This is a genomic window from Brevundimonas sp. KM4 (genome assembly GCF_000964075.1).
GTDB classification, from domain to species: Bacteria; Pseudomonadota; Alphaproteobacteria; order Caulobacterales; family Caulobacteraceae; genus Brevundimonas; species Brevundimonas huaxiensis.
The window spans coordinates 220,459-235,018 of record NZ_JZRG01000008.1 but is presented as its reverse complement, the minus strand read 5'-3'; the positions used below and the strand labels follow the sequence as shown (position 1 = coordinate 235,018).

The window sequence follows — 14,560 nt, the reverse complement described above, 5'->3', positions numbered from 1 at the left end:
ACGGTCGCGTGTTGTGGCGGAGCTCCGCCGTCCTCGCGCCCCCGCTGTCCTGAAGCCTGAGAGATTCCGGCGACCAAATCATGTCGCCTTGCTCCGTCGGCGCGCCCGAATGGGCGACTTTCCAGCGTCCGTGTGCTTCGCGGTCCGTTTGCCTGAGCGTTTCCGGGGCGGTTGCGCCTTCGGCGTCGAACCCTGTTTCCAGCGCCCGATCTCTCCCGCGAGAGCCTGCGACCTAAGGCATCGACTCAAGCGCCAAGTCAAGCGGGCCGGGAACAAGGATGCGTGCGGCGGGTTGTCGTTCCGAACCCCGAAACCAAACCCAGGAATGCGAAAATGTCCATCATAGACAAGCTGTTTGGCGACAACGACAAGCCGCGCGACACCCCCGCCAAGGCCGATGGCCCGATGCAGAAGGTGCTGGACGAACTGGCGTCCCTCGGCGGCAAGCCGATCGAGACCCTGTCGCCAGAGGAGGCTCGCCAGCAACCGACCCCGACCGACGCGGTGAAATCGCTGTTGCGCAAGGACGGCAAGGACCCCAGCGACGACATGGGCGTCAAGACCAGCGACATCACCATGCCCGGCGCCGCCGGCCCGATCCAGGCGCGCATCTACAAGCCGCACGACCATTCCGAAGACAAGCTGCATCCGGTCGTCGTCTATTTCCACGGCGGCGGCTTCGTGATCGCGGATCTGGACGTCTATGACGGCGGCCCGCGCGGCGTTTCCAAGATGGCCGATGTGATCGTGGTCTCGGTCCATTATCGCCAGGCCCCGGAACATCATTTCCCCGCCGCCCACGACGACGCCCTGGCCGCTTATCGCTGGGTCCTGGCGAATGCGCAGACTTTCCGCGGAGACCCGCAAAAGGTGGCGGTCATGGGCGAAAGCGCAGGCGGCAACCTGGCCATCGGCGTGTCCATGATGGCGCGCGACGCCGGCCTGCCGGCGCCCAAACATCAGGTGCTGGTCTATCCGGTCGCCGGCGTGGACATGGACAATGAGTCCTACGTCGAGAACGCCGACGCCAAGCCGCTGAACAAGCCGATGATGAAGTGGTTCGTGAAGCACATCTTCGCCAACGAGGCCGATGCTCAGGACCCGCGCATCAATATCGTCGAGAAGGCGAATCTGTCCGGCCTGCCCTCGACGACGGTGATCTGCGCCGAGATCGATCCGCTGCGCACCGAGGGCGAAATGCTGGCCGAGAAGCTGGAGCAGGCGGGCGTCGACGTGCGTCACAAGACCTTCAACGGCTCGACGCACGAGTTCTTCGGCATGGCGGCGGTCGTGCCGGATGCGGCGGCGGCCCAGACCTTCGCCGCTCACGAACTGAAACGGGCGTTCGGTACGGCGATTCTGCCGATCTGATCGACAACGCCGATGAATAAGGAAGCGCCCCGGTTTCGCCGGGGCGTTTTCGTTGTCGCCTCGCCCTGTCGCCTTGCTCTGGGGCCTGTCCCCGGTCAAAACGGCGCAACGCCCAGAACCGGACCGACCGCATGACCCGCACACGCCTTGACGCCCATATCGCCGCCCTGGATGCGCCCGAGGGGCTGAAGACGGTTCTGACCGTGGTCGCCGCTACCTGCGCGGACATCAGCAAGGTCGTCGCGGGCGGCGCCCTGGCCGGGGCGCTGGGCGCATCGGGACAGATCAATGTGCAGGACGAGGAGCAGAAGAAGCTCGACGTCATGACCAACGACATGCTCACCGAGGCCCTGCTGGCCAGCCCGGCCGTCGCCGGCGTCGCGTCGGAAGAGATGGACGAGGTCCAGCCGGCCTCGAACCCGGCCGGCGACTATCTGGTGCTGTTCGACCCGCTGGACGGCTCGTCCAACATCGACATCAACGCCCCCGTCGGCACCATCGTCTCGGTGTTGAAGTCCGCGACCGCGACCCCGACCGAGGCCGATTTCATGCAGCCCGGCCGCCATCAGGTCGCCGCCCTCTATGCCGTCTATGGGCCGCAGACCATGCTGGTGCTGACGACCGGCGCGGGCGTGAAGGGGTTCACCCTGTCGAACGACGGCGAATGGATCCTGACCCACGACGACATCGCCATTTCGCCGGACACCAAGGAGTTCGCCATCAACATGTCGAACCTGCGCCACTGGGCCGAGCCGGTGCAGACCTATGTCGGCGACCTGCTGAAGGGTGACGAGGGGCCGCGGGCCAAGAACTTCAACATGCGCTGGGTCGCGGCGATGGTGGCGGATGTTCACCGCATCCTGATGCGCGGCGGGGTCTTTTTCTATCCCTGGGACCGGCGCGAGCCGAACAAGCCGGGCAAGCTGCGGCTGATGTATGAGGGCAATCCGATGGCCTTCCTGGTCGAGCAGGCCGGCGGCAAGGCGACGACGGATGGTCGTCAGGCCATTCTGGACGTGCAGCCCCAGCATCTGCACCAGCGCATCCCCGTCGCGCTCGGCTCGGCCAATGAGATCGACGCTTACGCAGGCGTGTGATGAGCGACGCCCTTCTGGTCATCGATCCGCAGAACGACTTCTGCGAAGGCGGCCGTCTGGCGGTGGCGGGCGGCGCCGGGATCATGCCGCTGATCAACCGGCTGTCGGCCCGGTTCGACCGCGTGATCGTGACCCAGGACTGGCATACGCCGGACCAGATTTCTTTCGCCTCCAACCATCCCGGCGCGGCGCCGTTCACCGAGATCGAGGTGGCCTACGGTCGCCAGATGCTGTGGCCGGATCATTGTCTTCAAGGCACGCCCGGCGCCGACTTCCATCCCGACGCAGCGCCGACGGTCGAGAAGGCTATGGCCGTGATCCGCAAGGGCTATAATCCGGCGGTCGACAGCTATTCCGGCTTCTTCGAAAACGATCACCGCACCCCGACGGGACTGGCCGGCCTGTTGCGCGAATTGGGCGTGACGCGTGTCTTCCTGTGCGGTCTGGCCTTCGACTACTGCGTCCGTTTCACCGCCGAAGACGCGGTGTGCGAGGGGTTCGAAGCCGTGGTGATCGCCGACGCCAGCCGGGCCATCGCGCCGCAAACCGAGGCGGCGGCCCGGGACAGTTTCCGGGCCTTGGGCGTGGCGGAGATCGCGGCGGCGCCCCTGCTGAGCTAGATGGGCCTCACTCCCAGAAATCCTCGGCCTCGGGGATGCGGGTGAAGGCGATCTTGGCGCCGATATAGTCGGGCAGGCCGGCCCTGGGGCCGATGCTGACGGTGTCCTTGCCATAGCGGCGGTTCAGCGCATCCAGCGCCTGGGACAGGCGCAGGGACGGGGCCTCGCCGTCCTGATCCGGGCCGGCGGCGAACAGGTCGGTCTCGAAGGCGTCGCGGGCTTTCAGGCCGTGCACCCCGACCCCGACATAGCTCAGGCGTCCCGCCTCCAGCTCCGGCTCGACCTTGCGCCACAGACTGTCGAGGGCGGCCAGAAGGGCGAAGGTGTCCTGCGTCGGCGCGATGGGACAACTCATCGCCGCCGTTTCCCAACCGCGTCGACCGCTTCGGGGCGTCGCCTTCGGGCCCATGTCCAGATGCAGGGTCAGGCTGGCGCCGGTCAGGCCCATGCGCCGCAGGCGGGCTCCGCACTTGACCACCAGCCGCCGCGCCACGGCCCGCGCCTTGTCCGGGGTCCGCATGGCCTGGGCCAGGACGTGGCTGTGGCTGATCGAGGCGGGCGGTTTTTCCGGCGTCGGCTCGCTGTCCAGACCGTGCAGACCGCGCCAGATGCGTTCGCCCTCGATGCTGTTCCAGATCGCACGGGCCTGTTTCGCGCTCATGTTCCAAAGGCCGGCCGTGTCGGTGACGCCCGCCGCCTGCAACCGGACCTGCATGCGCGAGCCGATGCCCGGATATTTCGACAGCGGCAGGTCCAGCAAGGGCCCGGGCAGTTCGTTGGCGCGCAGCACCGTCAGCCCGGCGGGCTTCTGCATGCCGCAGGCGGTCTTGGCCAGGAACCGCGACGGGGCCAGCCCGACGGACGATCGCAGACAGTCGCCGACGTTTTGCAGGATGCCCGCCTGAATCCGTCGGGCCAGGGCGACGGCGTTCGCCTCCAGCCGTTCTGGACCGAGGAGCTCGCACGAGCATTCGTCGATGGAGCCGACCTTCCACACCGGCACATGGCGGTCGATCTCGGCCATGATCTGCTGATGGATTTTGACGTAGAGGTCGGGGCGCGCCTCGGCGACGATCAGGTCAGGGCACAGTTTGCGCGCCTCGGACACCCGCATCCCGGTATGCACGCCCCAGGCCTTGCTCTCATAGCTGGCGGCGATGGCGCCGGTGTATTCGCTCTCCGCCGGCCGCACGATGACCGGCTTGCCCCGCCAGTCCGGGTTCATCTGCTGTTCGACGCTGGCGAAGAAGGCGTTCAGATCGACGCACAGCCAGCGGAGGTTCGCGCTGTCTTCAGCCTTGGTGCCAGCTTGGTCCATCGACGGAACATATCAGGAACATCTGGTTCGAGGAAGCGATCACCTGTCCCTTTCGTCATTCCGGGCGCAGCGTAGCGAAGACCCGGAACCCAGGGCCGCATCCTCTCTGCACGATACAGCTGAGGCCGGATGTGAGCCTCCTGGCTTCCGGGTTCGTCCTTCGGACGCCCCGGAATGACGAGAAGGGAGGGTTCAGCGCTTCGCGTAGGCCTCGACCTCCGCCATGAACGCAGCCTTCTCCGCCTCGCCCAGGAACGACCCTTCGAAACTGTTCTTCGCCAGTTGCGTCACCTGATCGCGTGTCAGACCGACGGCCTCAGCCAGCCGGCTGTAGTTGTCGTTCACATAGCCGCCGAAATAGGACGGATCGTCCGAGTTCAGGGTGACGTGCAGGCCCCGGCGCAGCATCTCGGGGACGGGGTGGTCCTTCAGGTCATCGACCACGCACAGCTTCAGATTCGATAGGGGGCAGACGGTCAGGGTCATCTGCTCGGCGACCAGCCGCTGGACCAGCGCCTCGTCCTCCATGGAGCGATTGCCGTGGTCCATCCGGTCGATGTTCAGCAGGTCCAGCGCCTCGTGCACATAGGCGGGCGGGCCTTCCTCCCCGGCGTGGGCGCACAGTTTCAGGCCCAGCTCACGCGCGGCGGCGAAGACGCGCTGGAACTTGGACGGCGGATGACCGACCTCCGACGAATCCAGACCCACCCCGATGAAATGATGCAGATAGGGTTTGGCGGCCTCCAGCGTCGCAAAGGCTTCGTCCTCGGTCAGGTGGCGCAGGAAGCTGAGGATCAGGCCGCTTGAGACGCCCAGCTCCGCCTTGGCCCGGTCCATGCCCGCGATCAGCCCCTCGACCACCACGCCGAACGGCACGCCCCGGTCGGTGTGGGTCTGGGGATCGAAGAAGATTTCGGCGTGGCGCACATTATCGGCCGCCGCGCGCTGGAAATAGGCGAAGGCCAGATCCTCGAAATCCTGCCGCGTCAGCAGGACGGCGGCCCCCGCGTAATAGATGTCCAGGAAGTCCTGCAGGTTCGAGAAATCATAGGCGGCCCGCACCGCCTCGACGCTGTCGTAGGGAATGGACACGCCGTTGCGCTGCGCCAGTTCGAACATCAGCTCGGGCTCCAGCGAGCCCTCGATGTGCAGATGCAGTTCGGCCTTGGGCAGGCCGGCGATATAGGCGTCGAGATTAGACATGAGGGGAGGCTCCGTAACGGCCGCCAGCCTAAAGGATCAGGTTCGATGCGTCATCCGAAACGGCGATCCTCCCCCGCATGGCGGGGGAGGGGGACCATGCGCAGCATAGTGGAGGGGGCGAAAACAGGCTCGGTTCTGACCGGCGGGCGGCGGGGCGTATCCGCCCCCTCCACCGCTTCGCGGTCCCCCTCCCCCGTGAACGGGGGAGGATCGAGACCTGCTTACATCCGCTCAGGCGTGTCGATGCCCAGTAGGTTCAGGGCGATTTCCAACTGGCTGAGCGCCGCCGCCGACAGGGCGAGGCGCGAGCGTTTGGTCGCCTCGTCCGGCGCGATCAGCACGGGGCAGGCGGCGTAGAACTTCGAGAAGGACTGGGCCACGCGATAGGCGTGTTCGGCGACCAGATGCGGCATTCGCTTGTCGTAGGCGTCCGACACGGCCGTCGAGAAGGCATCCAGCGTCAGGGCCAGATCGCGCTCCGCCGGTTCGCAGATGACGATGGCGCCGGGCGTCAGTCCCTGTTCGGCGCCCTTGCGCAGAAGGGATTTGATACGGACCGACTGATACAGCAGATAGGGGCCGGTCTTGCCCTCGAAGCTCATGAAGCGGTCGAGATCGAAAACGTAGCTGGTCGTGCGCGCGTTCGACAGGTCGGCGAACTTCAGGGCCGCGATGGCCACCTTGTGCGCGATGGCCTCGAACTCTTCCGGCGACAGGTCGTCGCCCAGCTTGGCCTCGTGCAGACGCTCGCGCGCCTTTTCGGTCGCCTGATCGATCAGGTCGCGTAGCTTCAGCACCCCCCCCGCGCGGGTCTTGAAGGGCTTGCCGTCCTGTCCGTTCATCGTGCCGAAGCCGAGATGCTCCAGCGCGCCCTCTTCGGCGTAACCGGCCAGGTAGGCGGCGCGGAAGACCTGTTCGAAATGCTCGGCCTGGCGTTCGTCGACGACATAGAGGGCCAGGTCGGGCGAGAGGGCCTTCTTGCGGTCCAGGATCGTGGCCAGGTCGGTCGTGCCGTACATGGCCGAGCCTTCCGAGCTGATGACCAACAGGGGCGGGGGGGACGGGGCCTCGATCACCGAGCCGTCGGCCAGCTTTTTCTTGCGCGTCTCGCCGGACTTGGCGACGTGGACCACCTGGGCGCCGTCGTCCTCGACCAGCAGGCCGGTCTCTTTCAGATGCGCCAGCATTTCCGGCATCTGCGGATCGGCGTCGCTTTCACCGTTCCACAGGTCGAAATCGACCGACAGGTCGCCGTATTCACGCTTCAGCGCCTCACGGCTGACCGCCACGAAATGCCGCCACAGCGCGCGATAGCCGGGACGTCCGTTCTGAAGTTCCGCCGTCGCCTTGCGGGCGCGGTCGCGGAAGGCCGGATCCTCCTTGGCCTTGCCGGCGGCCTGCGGATAAAGGCGGTCCAGGTCGGCCAGGGTGACCGGGCTTTCGGCCGGGAAGGGGCCGTCGCCTTCAGCCATGAAGGCCTCGGCCAGACCCTCGTCGCCGCAGGCGACGATCAGCAGGCCCATCTGGAAGCCCCAGTCGCCGAAGTGGGCGTCGCCGGTGACGTGGTCGCCGCGGAAGCGGAACAACCGCTTCAGGCTCTCGCCGATGATGGCGCTGCGCAAATGGCCGACGTGCATCGGCTTGGCGACGTTGGGACCGCCGTAGTCGATGACGACCTGGCGCGGTTCGGCCACAGTCGCGGCGCCCGCGTGGTCTGCGTCGTTCGCCACCTCGGTCGCCCGTTCGGCCAGCAGGGCGTCGGAGAGCTTCAGATTGATGAAGCCGGGTCCGGCGACCTCAACCGAGGCGAAGCGGGCATCCGTGCTCAGGCGCCCGGCGATCTTGCCGGCCAGTTCGCGCGGATTGGTTTTCAGCGCCTTGGCGGCGGCGAGCGCGCCATTGGACTGGAAATCGGCCAGGTCGGGGCGGTCCGACGGGGTGACGCGGGCCAGGGCCGCATCCACGCCTTCGGCGGCGAAGGCGGCGGCGACCGCTTCGCTGAGGACGGTCTTCAGATCAGACATTATTGGCTCGGTGCGGAGGCAGGCGCGGGCGCGGCCGGCGTCGTGCCGGCGTTGACGCGGAAGCGGCTGCCCGAGCGATTGAACTCGGCCATTTCAGGCGTCACGTCGAAACCGACCAGGATTTCGAAGTTGCTGCCGCTGGTTTCAATGCCGGCGCGCGGAATGACGATGGTGCGCTTTTCAGTCACCGAGGCGGTGCGCTGGCCTTCGAAGTTCACCGGCAGGTCGAAATATTCCTTGGACAGGATGGCGTTGTTCCGCTCCGTCACCGCGATCCAGTAGCGGTAGGTGCGCTGTTCGCCCGCCGCCTGCGGACCACGGCCCAGGTTGAACAGCACGTCCATGTCGACGCGAATCGGATTAGCCTCGCGATATTCGCAGTCCGAGGCGATGCCCTCGATCTCGCCGGTGTAGCCGACGTTGGCCACGGCGGCGCGGCCGCCTTCCAGTTCGACGAAGCGGGCGGCGTCGTAGAGGATTTTCACATAGGGGCAGGGGCCAGCGTTGGCGCGGCGACGCAGGGGCGCGATGCGGGGAGCACGACGCGGCGCGGCGTCTTCACCCGAAGCCTGCTGCTGTTGCCCGCCGCGCTCGCGTTGACGCTGGGAGGTCTGGGCCTCGGCGGCGACGGGCAGGACGGAGGCCGCGATGGAGAGGGCGGCCAGGGCGGTGAACACGCGACGCATCAGCTTATTTTTCCGACAGCGAGAGAGGGCGCACGACGATCGGCGGCCGATCATCAACGCTCGCCGCTGATAGCGGCTAAAGCGAGGCGCGGCAAACGCTTGCTGCCCTCAGCGCTCCATCACCAGGCAGGTCGAGGTCGCGGTCGCATAGAGCTTGCCGTCCAGGCCGCGTAGATCGGCCTCCGAGAAGGCCGCGCGGCGACCGGCCTGAACGATCCGGCCCTCGGCCCGAACGGGCGTGCCGGCGGTCAGCGCCTTGTGAAAAACCGTCTTCAGTTCCAGCGTCGTATCGGTTTGGCCCGGCCGAAGCGTGGAATGCACGACGCAGCCGCAGGCCGAATCGAGCACCGTCGCGATCCAGCCGCCATGGACTGTGCCCAGCGGGTTGTAAACGGCGGTGGTGGGGATGGCCTCGAACACCACCCGGCCTTCTTCCACTTCGGTCAGTTCGAAGCCGACGGTGCGCGCGATGGGGGCGATGAAGGCGCCCGTCATGCCCAGACGCAGTTGGTCGATCCCGGACAGGGCGGCGATATCGACGGTTTCGGTCATGCAAACGGCTCCTGGTCAGGTCCGTTTACAATAAGGACGGACGCCGCCGTGGCAAGCGTCCGTCGGTCGGTTCTTAAAGGCCCGGCAGTTTGAAGCCGTTGCTGCGACGCGGCTGGATCGTGATGGCCTGCTGGCCGCCGGTCAGAGCTTGAAGGCGAGCGGCCTCGGTCGAGGCGTCGATGGTCTTCTGGCCTTCGGCGGTCTGGCGAACCGTCGGGGCCTGGGTCGAGGCGTCGTCCTTGCGCCAGAACATCAGGCGGTTGGCGAAGCTTTCGTCCTTGTGCGCCAGATCGCCGAACTCGTCATCGACGACATAGCGGGCCAGCGGGTCGGCCTGATCGCCGCCGGCCTGGGCCACCAGGACCTGTTCGCCCGGCGTGCGGGTGACGGCCTGACGCTGACCCAGAAGGATCTGACGCGCGGCGCTTTCGGGGGCCAGTTCCTGTGGGCGCGGCTGGCCCGGCGCGGGCGGACGCAGGCCGTATTCCGGCGGAACGCTGAGCGGAGCGGTCGAGACGGTGACGAACTCGTCCGGCACCACCTTGGTCAGGCCGATGCCCTGTTTGATGCTGCCGCAGGCCGAGACGGCGAGCGCGGAGGAGGCGACGAGGGTCAGGACGGCGACACTGCGGATACGCATGGTTTCAGGCTCTGGTCGGCTGATGCAGGAAGCGCCGCGATGGCGCAGTCGGCATAGTGAAGACGGGGTGATTACGACTTTTCGACGGCCGCGCCAACCTTGGCGGGTTTGTCAGACACCAGACTGTCGATGATCAGCAGCACGACGCCGATGGTGATGGCGCTGTCGGCGATGTTGAACACCCAGGGAAACACGCCGGTGCCCGAGAAGTCGATGAAATCGACCACATAGCCGAAGCGGATCCGATCGATCACATTGCCCAGCGCCCCGCCCATGACGAAACCGATGGCGGTGATCAGCAGGCGCCGGTTCGACTGCGTCGCCCACCAGGCCAGGCCGACCGAGACGACGATGGAGAAGATGGCCAGGCCCCAGCGCGCTTCGCCGCCGCCGAACAGGCCGAAGCTGACGCCGGTGTTTTCGACCCAGCTGAAGTTGAGGATCGGCGGGAAGACGGGGATGCGGCCGACTTCCTGCAGCGACAGGCCGCTGATGATCCAGGCCTTGGTCAGCTGATCCAGGACGATAATCAGGAGGGCGAACACATAGGCGGTGACGGCGAGGCGCGTGATCTTCATGCGGCGCGGTTAGCAGGAAGCGGCGCCGGGGCGAAGCGGAAAACGCGGATCATATCCGCCGCCGTCAGAACAGGCTGCCCTGATCGGCGGCGGACGGCTTCGGCTTGGCCGCCGGACGCGGCGGGAACGGACGGGGTTCGCCGCCGTCGATTGTCGCGGGCTGAACGCCGTCGCCGAACACCAGCCGGACCGCCTGACCCGCCTCCAGCGCCTTGGCCGAGGTGATCCAGGCGCCGTCTGAATCTTCCACGCGGGCGAAGCCGGGCTTGGGCCGTCCGGGGTCCAGGGTGGTCAGCGCGCGAGACAGCGCCGCCAGGCGAGCGGCTTCGCGCTCCAGCCGGCGCGGCAAGACCCCGTCCAGTCGCGCGCCGACGGCTTCAAGCCGGGCCTGACGCTGGTCCAGCCGCCGATGCAGCGGTTCGGGCGACAGCCGCCCAGAGACCTGCAACAACCGCCGTTCGCCGCGCGCCACGCTCGCCTGAAGCGCGGCGCCCAGCCGGTCGCCCGCGCCGCGCAGCCGGTCCTGCCCCCGCTCGATCCGGGTGCGCAGCAGGGCCGGGCTGAGCTTGCCGCCGGTCACCGCCAGATGCCGCTCGTGCAGGGCGATGTTGCGTTGCAGACCCGATCCCAGCCGGCTCGACACATGGTCCAGCCGTTGTTGCGCCAGGGCCAGCAGGTCCTCGGGCCGCGCCGGCAGACCGCGCGCAACCGCCCGCAGGCGCGTGCGTCGATCCTCGATCAGCCGTCCGCCCGCCTGCACCATGCGCCGGTCCATGTCGGCGACGGCGTAGCGCAGGTCCGCCAGCACCGGCGTCGCCATTTCGGCCGCGCCCGTCGGGGTCGGCGCCCGGCGATCCGAGACGAAGTCGATCAGGGTGGTGTCGGTCTCGTGCCCCACGGCCGAGATGATCGGAATGCGCGCCGCCGCCACGGTCCGCGCCAGGCCTTCGTCGTTGAAGCACCACAGGTCTTCGACCGACCCGCCGCCGCGCGCGACGATCAGCAGATCCGGGCGGGGGATCGGCCCGTTGGGCGTCATCGCATCAAAGCCGCGGATGGCGTTCGACACCTGACCGCAGGCCGAATCGCCCTGAACGACCACAGGCCAGACGATGACGCGGCAGGGCCAGCGTTCCGCGATCCGGTGCAGCACGTCGCGGATCACCGCCCCGGTCGGGCTGGTGATTACGCCGATGGTCGCGGGAAAAGCGGGCAGGGGCTTCTTGCGACCCGGCTCGAACAGACCTTCCTCACGCAGCCGGACCTTCAGCCGCTCCAACTGAGCCAGCAGGGCGCCGGCGCCGGCCGCCTCCATGCTCTCGATCACGATCTGATAGGACGACCGCGCCGGATAGGAGGTGATCTTGCCGGTGACGATGACTTCCAGCCCCGCCTCGGGCTGAACGCCAAGGCCGCGCACCGACCCCTTCCAAATCACGCCGTCGATAGCCGATTTGTCGTCCTTCAGCGTTAGATAGACGTGGCCCGAGGCGTGGCGGTTGACCTTGGAGACCTCGCCGCGCAGCCGCACATGGCCAAAACGGTCTTCCAGCGTGCGCTTCAGCGCGAACGACAGCTCCGAGATCGACAGGGGCGGATTGTTGTCGCGAGGGGCTGGGACCTCGGCCGGGCCTTCGAATACGTAGGAGTCGTCGCTCATGGGGCCCACCCTAGCCTGCGTCGATCCGTCCGGGAACGCTGCGCGCGCCCTGTCGTTCGACTTTCATGCCCGCCGACCCGCCCGGAACCGATCCTTCTGACCGCGATCCGCACGAGCGCGATCTGTCGCGCCGCGCCGGGGGCGGCGGCGCCATGAGCCCGTGGCTGATCATCGGCTGCATCATTCTGCTGGGGCTAGGCGTCTATGTCGTCTCGGCCCTGCTCTAACGCCCAAGGAGGCCGTATGAACCGCATCGTCCCGCTCGCCGCCATTCTTTGCCTGACCGGCGGCGTCGTCGCCTGCTCAGATCGCGACGACGATGTGGTCCAGGCCCCTGCGCCGGGCGCAGCGCCCGTGGCCTTGCCGGACCAGCAGGCCGACGCCGCAGCCTCGAACGCCGCCTTGGCGTTCAACATGACGCGCGATCAACTGGAAGACGCGGACCTGTATTCGCGCGCCAACGTCGATCTGGGCGACGTGGAAACCCTGGTGCTGGACGCCTCGGGCGCCCTGACCCATCTGGTCGTCGAACTGGAGGGACCCGGCGACATGAAGGTGCTGGTTCCAGTCGCGGATGTGTCTCCGATCAACCGCAACGGCGACCGGGATCTTGTCACCGATCTGACGCCCGGTCAGCTTCAGGCCCTGCCGGCCTGGACTCCGCCGGCGCGCTGATAGGACGCTGAATGTGGCGTTAAGTCTGACGGGCGCTTGACCGGCCGGCGCCGGCCGGTCATTGCCCGATCTCATGAACATTCTTCTCGTCGGATCGGGCGGCCGCGAACACGCCCTGGCCTGGAAGATCGCCCAGTCGCCGCTGGTCACGCGCCTGGTGGCGGCGCCAGGCAACCCCGGCATCGAGAAACTGTGCGAGCTGCGCGCCGTCAAGGCGGACGACGCCGACGGCTTGGCCGCCCTGGCCAGAGAGATCAAAGCCGACCTGGTCGTCGTGGGGCCCGAGGTGGCGCTGGCTGCCGGTCTCGCCGACCGCCTGGCTTCTGCCGGCATTCCCTGCTTCGGGCCGACCGCCAAGGCGGCGCAGCTGGAAACCTCCAAGGCCTTTTCGAAGGGTTTCCTTGAACGCCACGAGATCCCGACCGCCGGCTACGGCGTCTACGACACGGTCAAGGACGCCAAGGCGGCGCTGGACGTGTTTCGGCCGCCCTATGTCATCAAGGCCGATGGCCTGGCCGCCGGCAAGGGCGTGGCCATCAGCCCCGACCGTCCCGACGCCGAGGCCGAAATCGAACGGATGCTGGGCGGCCGGTTCGGCACGGCCGGCGCCCGCGTCGTGATCGAGGAGTTCATGGACGGCGAGGAGGGCTCGCTGTTCGCCCTGTGCGACGGTCAACGCGCCCTGCTGTTCGGCGGCGCCCAGGACCACAAGCGCGCCTTCGACGGCGACCTTGGCCCCAATACCGGCGGCATGGGCGCCTATTCGCCCGCCCCCGTCTTCACGCCCGACCTGGTGCAGCAGGCCGACGAACTGATCGTCCAGCCGACGATTCGCAAGATGGCCGAAGAGGGTGCGCCCTATCGCGGCGTCCTCTACGCCGGCCTGATGGCGACCGAGGACGGCCCCAAGGTGGTCGAGTTCAACGCCCGCTTCGGCGACCCGGAATGCCAGGTCCTGATGATGCGGATGGCGGGCGACATCGTGCCCTATCTGCTGGGCTGCGCGCGGGGCGACGTCTCGGGCCTGGCTTCGCCCGCCTTCAAGCCGCAGACGGTGATCTGCGTGGTCATGGCGGCCAAGGGCTATCCCGATAGCCCGCTGGAAGGCTCGATCATCCGCGGCGCCGATCAGGATTTCGGCCCTCATGTCCAGGTCTTCCATGCGGGGACCAAGCGCCGCGACGACGGCTTGCTGGCCGCTTCGGGCGGGCGCGTCCTGAACGTCTGCGCCGAGGGCGACGACATCGCCCAGGCCCGCGAACGCGCCTATGCCGCTATCCGCAAGATCGACTGGCCGGGCGGCTTCAACCGCTCCGACATCGGCTGGCGCGCGCTGGAGCGGGGCTGAAGCCTACGCCGCTGCGAACAGCAGTCGGCCTTCGCCCATGCGTTCACGCAAGGCCGGCAGGTCGGTGTGGGCGACCGAGAAACAGCCGTAGCTGCGACCCAGCTTGCCTTCACGCGCCAGGAAGTCGGGATCGGCATAGTCTGCGCCGTGGACGATGATGGCCCGCTCGCGCGCCTTGTCGTTGGAATATTCCAGCCCGTCCAGCAGCACGTTCGGCCCCTGTTGCGCGCCCCAGTTGGCGCCCGCGGTCGCATAGGCGCCGATCGAGGACATGTTGGAATCCGGCGTATTGGAAAAGCGCTGGGCATAGCCGGTGTGGCTGGGGTCCGATCCTCGACCGTGGCAGGTGCGCAGCACCTTCACTTCACCCGCGATGAGGTCGACTTCGTACAGCCGCTCCTCGCCCGAGAATTTCTGGAAATCGACCAGATACATCCGGTCACGCAGAGGCAGGCGGTGATGGTGGGTGTCCAGCGCGGTCATGGCGCGCTCCATCAGGTCCTTGCGAACGTGACCGCGTGGATCCAGCGGCGGAGGCGTCAGGGCGGAGGTCTGGACCGTGGGCAGACCGACCTGCGGCATGGCGATCGGAGTTCCGTTCTGAGCCGTCGTCAGCGGCGCCGTAGCGCTCGCACTGGCGCATCCCGCCAGCATGGCCGATCCGCCCAGAATAAGTCCTCGTCTCGATAGCCGCATGCGACGCCCTCGTTGCGGTTGGTCTTGAGGCGTGTTTGTTTCAGTTGGTTACGGGCGAGGCAACCTGAGCCTTGTGGGGCATTTTTGCGGCC

At 67.4% G+C, this 14,560-nt stretch carries 15 protein-coding genes and 2 riboswitches; of the genes, 6 read left to right on the top strand and 9 right to left on the bottom strand.

The genetic code is table 11. The annotated features are described in order from the left end of the window. Nucleotides 1-42: 42 nt before the first annotated feature. Nucleotides 43-127, bottom strand: a riboswitch (glycine riboswitch). 3 nt (nt 128-130) lie between these two features. After that, a riboswitch (glycine riboswitch) is annotated at nt 131-228 on the bottom strand. Nucleotides 229-333: 105 nt separating this feature from the next. From VH88_RS05465 to VH88_RS05455, 3 genes are all read left to right on the top strand, one after another. Further along, nucleotides 334-1,371 (top strand): alpha/beta hydrolase, encoded by a 1,038-nt coding sequence (locus VH88_RS05465; protein WP_045810335.1) that lies wholly within the window; start codon nt 334-336, stop codon nt 1,369-1,371. A gap of 131 nt (nt 1,372-1,502) precedes the next feature. Beyond that, the gene (locus VH88_RS05460; RefSeq protein WP_045810334.1) at nt 1,503-2,468 is read left to right on the top strand and encodes a class 1 fructose-bisphosphatase; all 966 of its coding nucleotides are present in this window, start codon (nt 1,503-1,505) and stop codon (nt 2,466-2,468) included. Next, on the top strand, nt 2,468-3,088 hold the full coding sequence (locus VH88_RS05455) for a nicotinamidase (RefSeq protein WP_045810333.1): 621 nt from the start codon (nt 2,468-2,470) through the stop codon (nt 3,086-3,088). Before VH88_RS05460 ends, VH88_RS05455 begins: the two co-directional genes overlap by 1 nt. A 7-nt stretch (nt 3,089-3,095) precedes the next feature. Here the strand turns inward: VH88_RS05455 and VH88_RS05450 are convergent, their stop codons facing one another. From VH88_RS05450 to xseA, 8 genes are all read right to left on the bottom strand, one after another. Further along, nucleotides 3,096-4,406 (bottom strand): type VI secretion protein ImpB, encoded by a 1,311-nt coding sequence (locus VH88_RS05450; RefSeq protein ID WP_045810332.1) that lies wholly within the window; start codon nt 4,404-4,406, stop codon nt 3,096-3,098. Nucleotides 4,407-4,598: 192 nt separating this feature from the next. Beyond that, complete coding sequence (locus VH88_RS05445) at nt 4,599-5,609, bottom strand: adenosine deaminase (RefSeq protein ID WP_045810331.1); 1,011 nt, start codon at nt 5,607-5,609, stop codon at nt 4,599-4,601. Between the two features lie 221 nt (nt 5,610-5,830). Continuing rightward, the gene (gene argS, locus VH88_RS05440) at nt 5,831-7,633 is read right to left on the bottom strand and encodes an arginine--tRNA ligase (protein ID WP_045810330.1); all 1,803 of its coding nucleotides are present in this window, start codon (nt 7,631-7,633) and stop codon (nt 5,831-5,833) included. Then, entirely contained in the window at nt 7,633-8,319 is a 687-nt protein-coding gene (locus VH88_RS05435; RefSeq protein ID WP_045810329.1) for a hypothetical protein, read from the bottom strand. Before VH88_RS05435 ends, argS begins: the two co-directional genes overlap by 1 nt. A 108-nt stretch (nt 8,320-8,427) precedes the next feature. Beyond that, complete coding sequence (locus tag VH88_RS05430; RefSeq protein ID WP_045810328.1) at nt 8,428-8,871, bottom strand: PaaI family thioesterase; 444 nt, start codon at nt 8,869-8,871, stop codon at nt 8,428-8,430. A 73-nt stretch (nt 8,872-8,944) separates the two neighbouring features. After that, nucleotides 8,945-9,511, bottom strand: a complete 567-nt coding sequence (locus VH88_RS05425; protein ID WP_045810327.1) for a DUF3035 domain-containing protein — start codon at nt 9,509-9,511, stop codon at nt 8,945-8,947. 71 nt (nt 9,512-9,582) lie between these two features. Further along, nucleotides 9,583-10,089 (bottom strand): signal peptidase II, encoded by a 507-nt coding sequence (lspA, locus tag VH88_RS05420; protein ID WP_045810326.1) that lies wholly within the window; start codon nt 10,087-10,089, stop codon nt 9,583-9,585. 64 nt (nt 10,090-10,153) lie between these two features. Beyond that, complete coding sequence (gene xseA, locus VH88_RS05415) at nt 10,154-11,749, bottom strand: exodeoxyribonuclease VII large subunit (RefSeq protein WP_045810325.1); 1,596 nt, start codon at nt 11,747-11,749, stop codon at nt 10,154-10,156. A 65-nt stretch (nt 11,750-11,814) separates the two neighbouring features. Between xseA and VH88_RS16220 the strand changes: the two genes are divergently transcribed. The 3 genes from VH88_RS16220 to purD all read left to right on the top strand — a co-directional run bounded on the left by VH88_RS16220 (nt 11,815) and on the right by purD (nt 13,772). Then, nucleotides 11,815-11,976: a hypothetical protein gene (locus VH88_RS16220; protein WP_167334148.1), complete on the top strand. Its 162-nt coding sequence runs from the start codon at nt 11,815-11,817 to the stop codon at nt 11,974-11,976. A gap of 16 nt (nt 11,977-11,992) precedes the next feature. Then, the gene (locus VH88_RS05410; RefSeq protein ID WP_052689496.1) at nt 11,993-12,424 is read left to right on the top strand and encodes a PRC-barrel domain-containing protein; all 432 of its coding nucleotides are present in this window, start codon (nt 11,993-11,995) and stop codon (nt 12,422-12,424) included. Between the two features lie 73 nt (nt 12,425-12,497). Continuing rightward, complete coding sequence (purD, locus tag VH88_RS05405; protein WP_045810324.1) at nt 12,498-13,772, top strand: phosphoribosylamine--glycine ligase; 1,275 nt, start codon at nt 12,498-12,500, stop codon at nt 13,770-13,772. A gap of 3 nt (nt 13,773-13,775) precedes the next feature. Here the strand turns inward: purD and VH88_RS05400 are convergent, their stop codons facing one another. Then, a complete protein-coding gene (locus VH88_RS05400) occupies nt 13,776-14,468 on the bottom strand; it encodes a murein L,D-transpeptidase catalytic domain family protein (protein ID WP_039245408.1) in 693 nt (230 codons plus the stop codon). Nucleotides 14,469-14,560: the final 92 nt, after the last annotated feature.

What these genes read in the sequence shown, in the direction of transcription:
- VH88_RS05465 (WP_045810335.1), top strand. Translation starts at nt 334, where the DNA reads ATGTCCATCATAGACAAGCTGTTTGGCGACAACGACAAGCCGCGCGAC.
- VH88_RS05460 (WP_045810334.1), top strand. Translation starts at nt 1,503, where the DNA reads ATGACCCGCACACGCCTTGACGCCCATATCGCCGCCCTGGATGCGCCC.
- VH88_RS05455 (WP_045810333.1), top strand. Translation starts at nt 2,468, where the DNA reads ATGAGCGACGCCCTTCTGGTCATCGATCCGCAGAACGACTTCTGCGAA.
- VH88_RS05450 (WP_045810332.1), bottom strand. Translation starts at nt 4,406, where the DNA reads ATGGACCAAGCTGGCACCAAGGCTGAAGACAGCGCGAACCTCCGCTGG.
- VH88_RS05445 (WP_045810331.1), bottom strand. Translation starts at nt 5,609, where the DNA reads ATGTCTAATCTCGACGCCTATATCGCCGGCCTGCCCAAGGCCGAACTG.
- argS (WP_045810330.1), bottom strand. Translation starts at nt 7,633, where the DNA reads ATGTCTGATCTGAAGACCGTCCTCAGCGAAGCGGTCGCCGCCGCCTTC.
- VH88_RS05435 (WP_045810329.1), bottom strand. Translation starts at nt 8,319, where the DNA reads ATGCGTCGCGTGTTCACCGCCCTGGCCGCCCTCTCCATCGCGGCCTCC.
- VH88_RS05430 (WP_045810328.1), bottom strand. Translation starts at nt 8,871, where the DNA reads ATGACCGAAACCGTCGATATCGCCGCCCTGTCCGGGATCGACCAACTG.
- VH88_RS05425 (WP_045810327.1), bottom strand. Translation starts at nt 9,511, where the DNA reads ATGCGTATCCGCAGTGTCGCCGTCCTGACCCTCGTCGCCTCCTCCGCG.
- lspA (WP_045810326.1), bottom strand. Translation starts at nt 10,089, where the DNA reads ATGAAGATCACGCGCCTCGCCGTCACCGCCTATGTGTTCGCCCTCCTG.
- xseA (WP_045810325.1), bottom strand. Translation starts at nt 11,749, where the DNA reads ATGAGCGACGACTCCTACGTATTCGAAGGCCCGGCCGAGGTCCCAGCC.
- VH88_RS16220 (WP_167334148.1), top strand. Translation starts at nt 11,815, where the DNA reads ATGCCCGCCGACCCGCCCGGAACCGATCCTTCTGACCGCGATCCGCAC.
- VH88_RS05410 (WP_052689496.1), top strand. Translation starts at nt 11,993, where the DNA reads ATGAACCGCATCGTCCCGCTCGCCGCCATTCTTTGCCTGACCGGCGGC.
- purD (WP_045810324.1), top strand. Translation starts at nt 12,498, where the DNA reads ATGAACATTCTTCTCGTCGGATCGGGCGGCCGCGAACACGCCCTGGCC.
- VH88_RS05400 (WP_039245408.1), bottom strand. Translation starts at nt 14,468, where the DNA reads ATGCGGCTATCGAGACGAGGACTTATTCTGGGCGGATCGGCCATGCTG.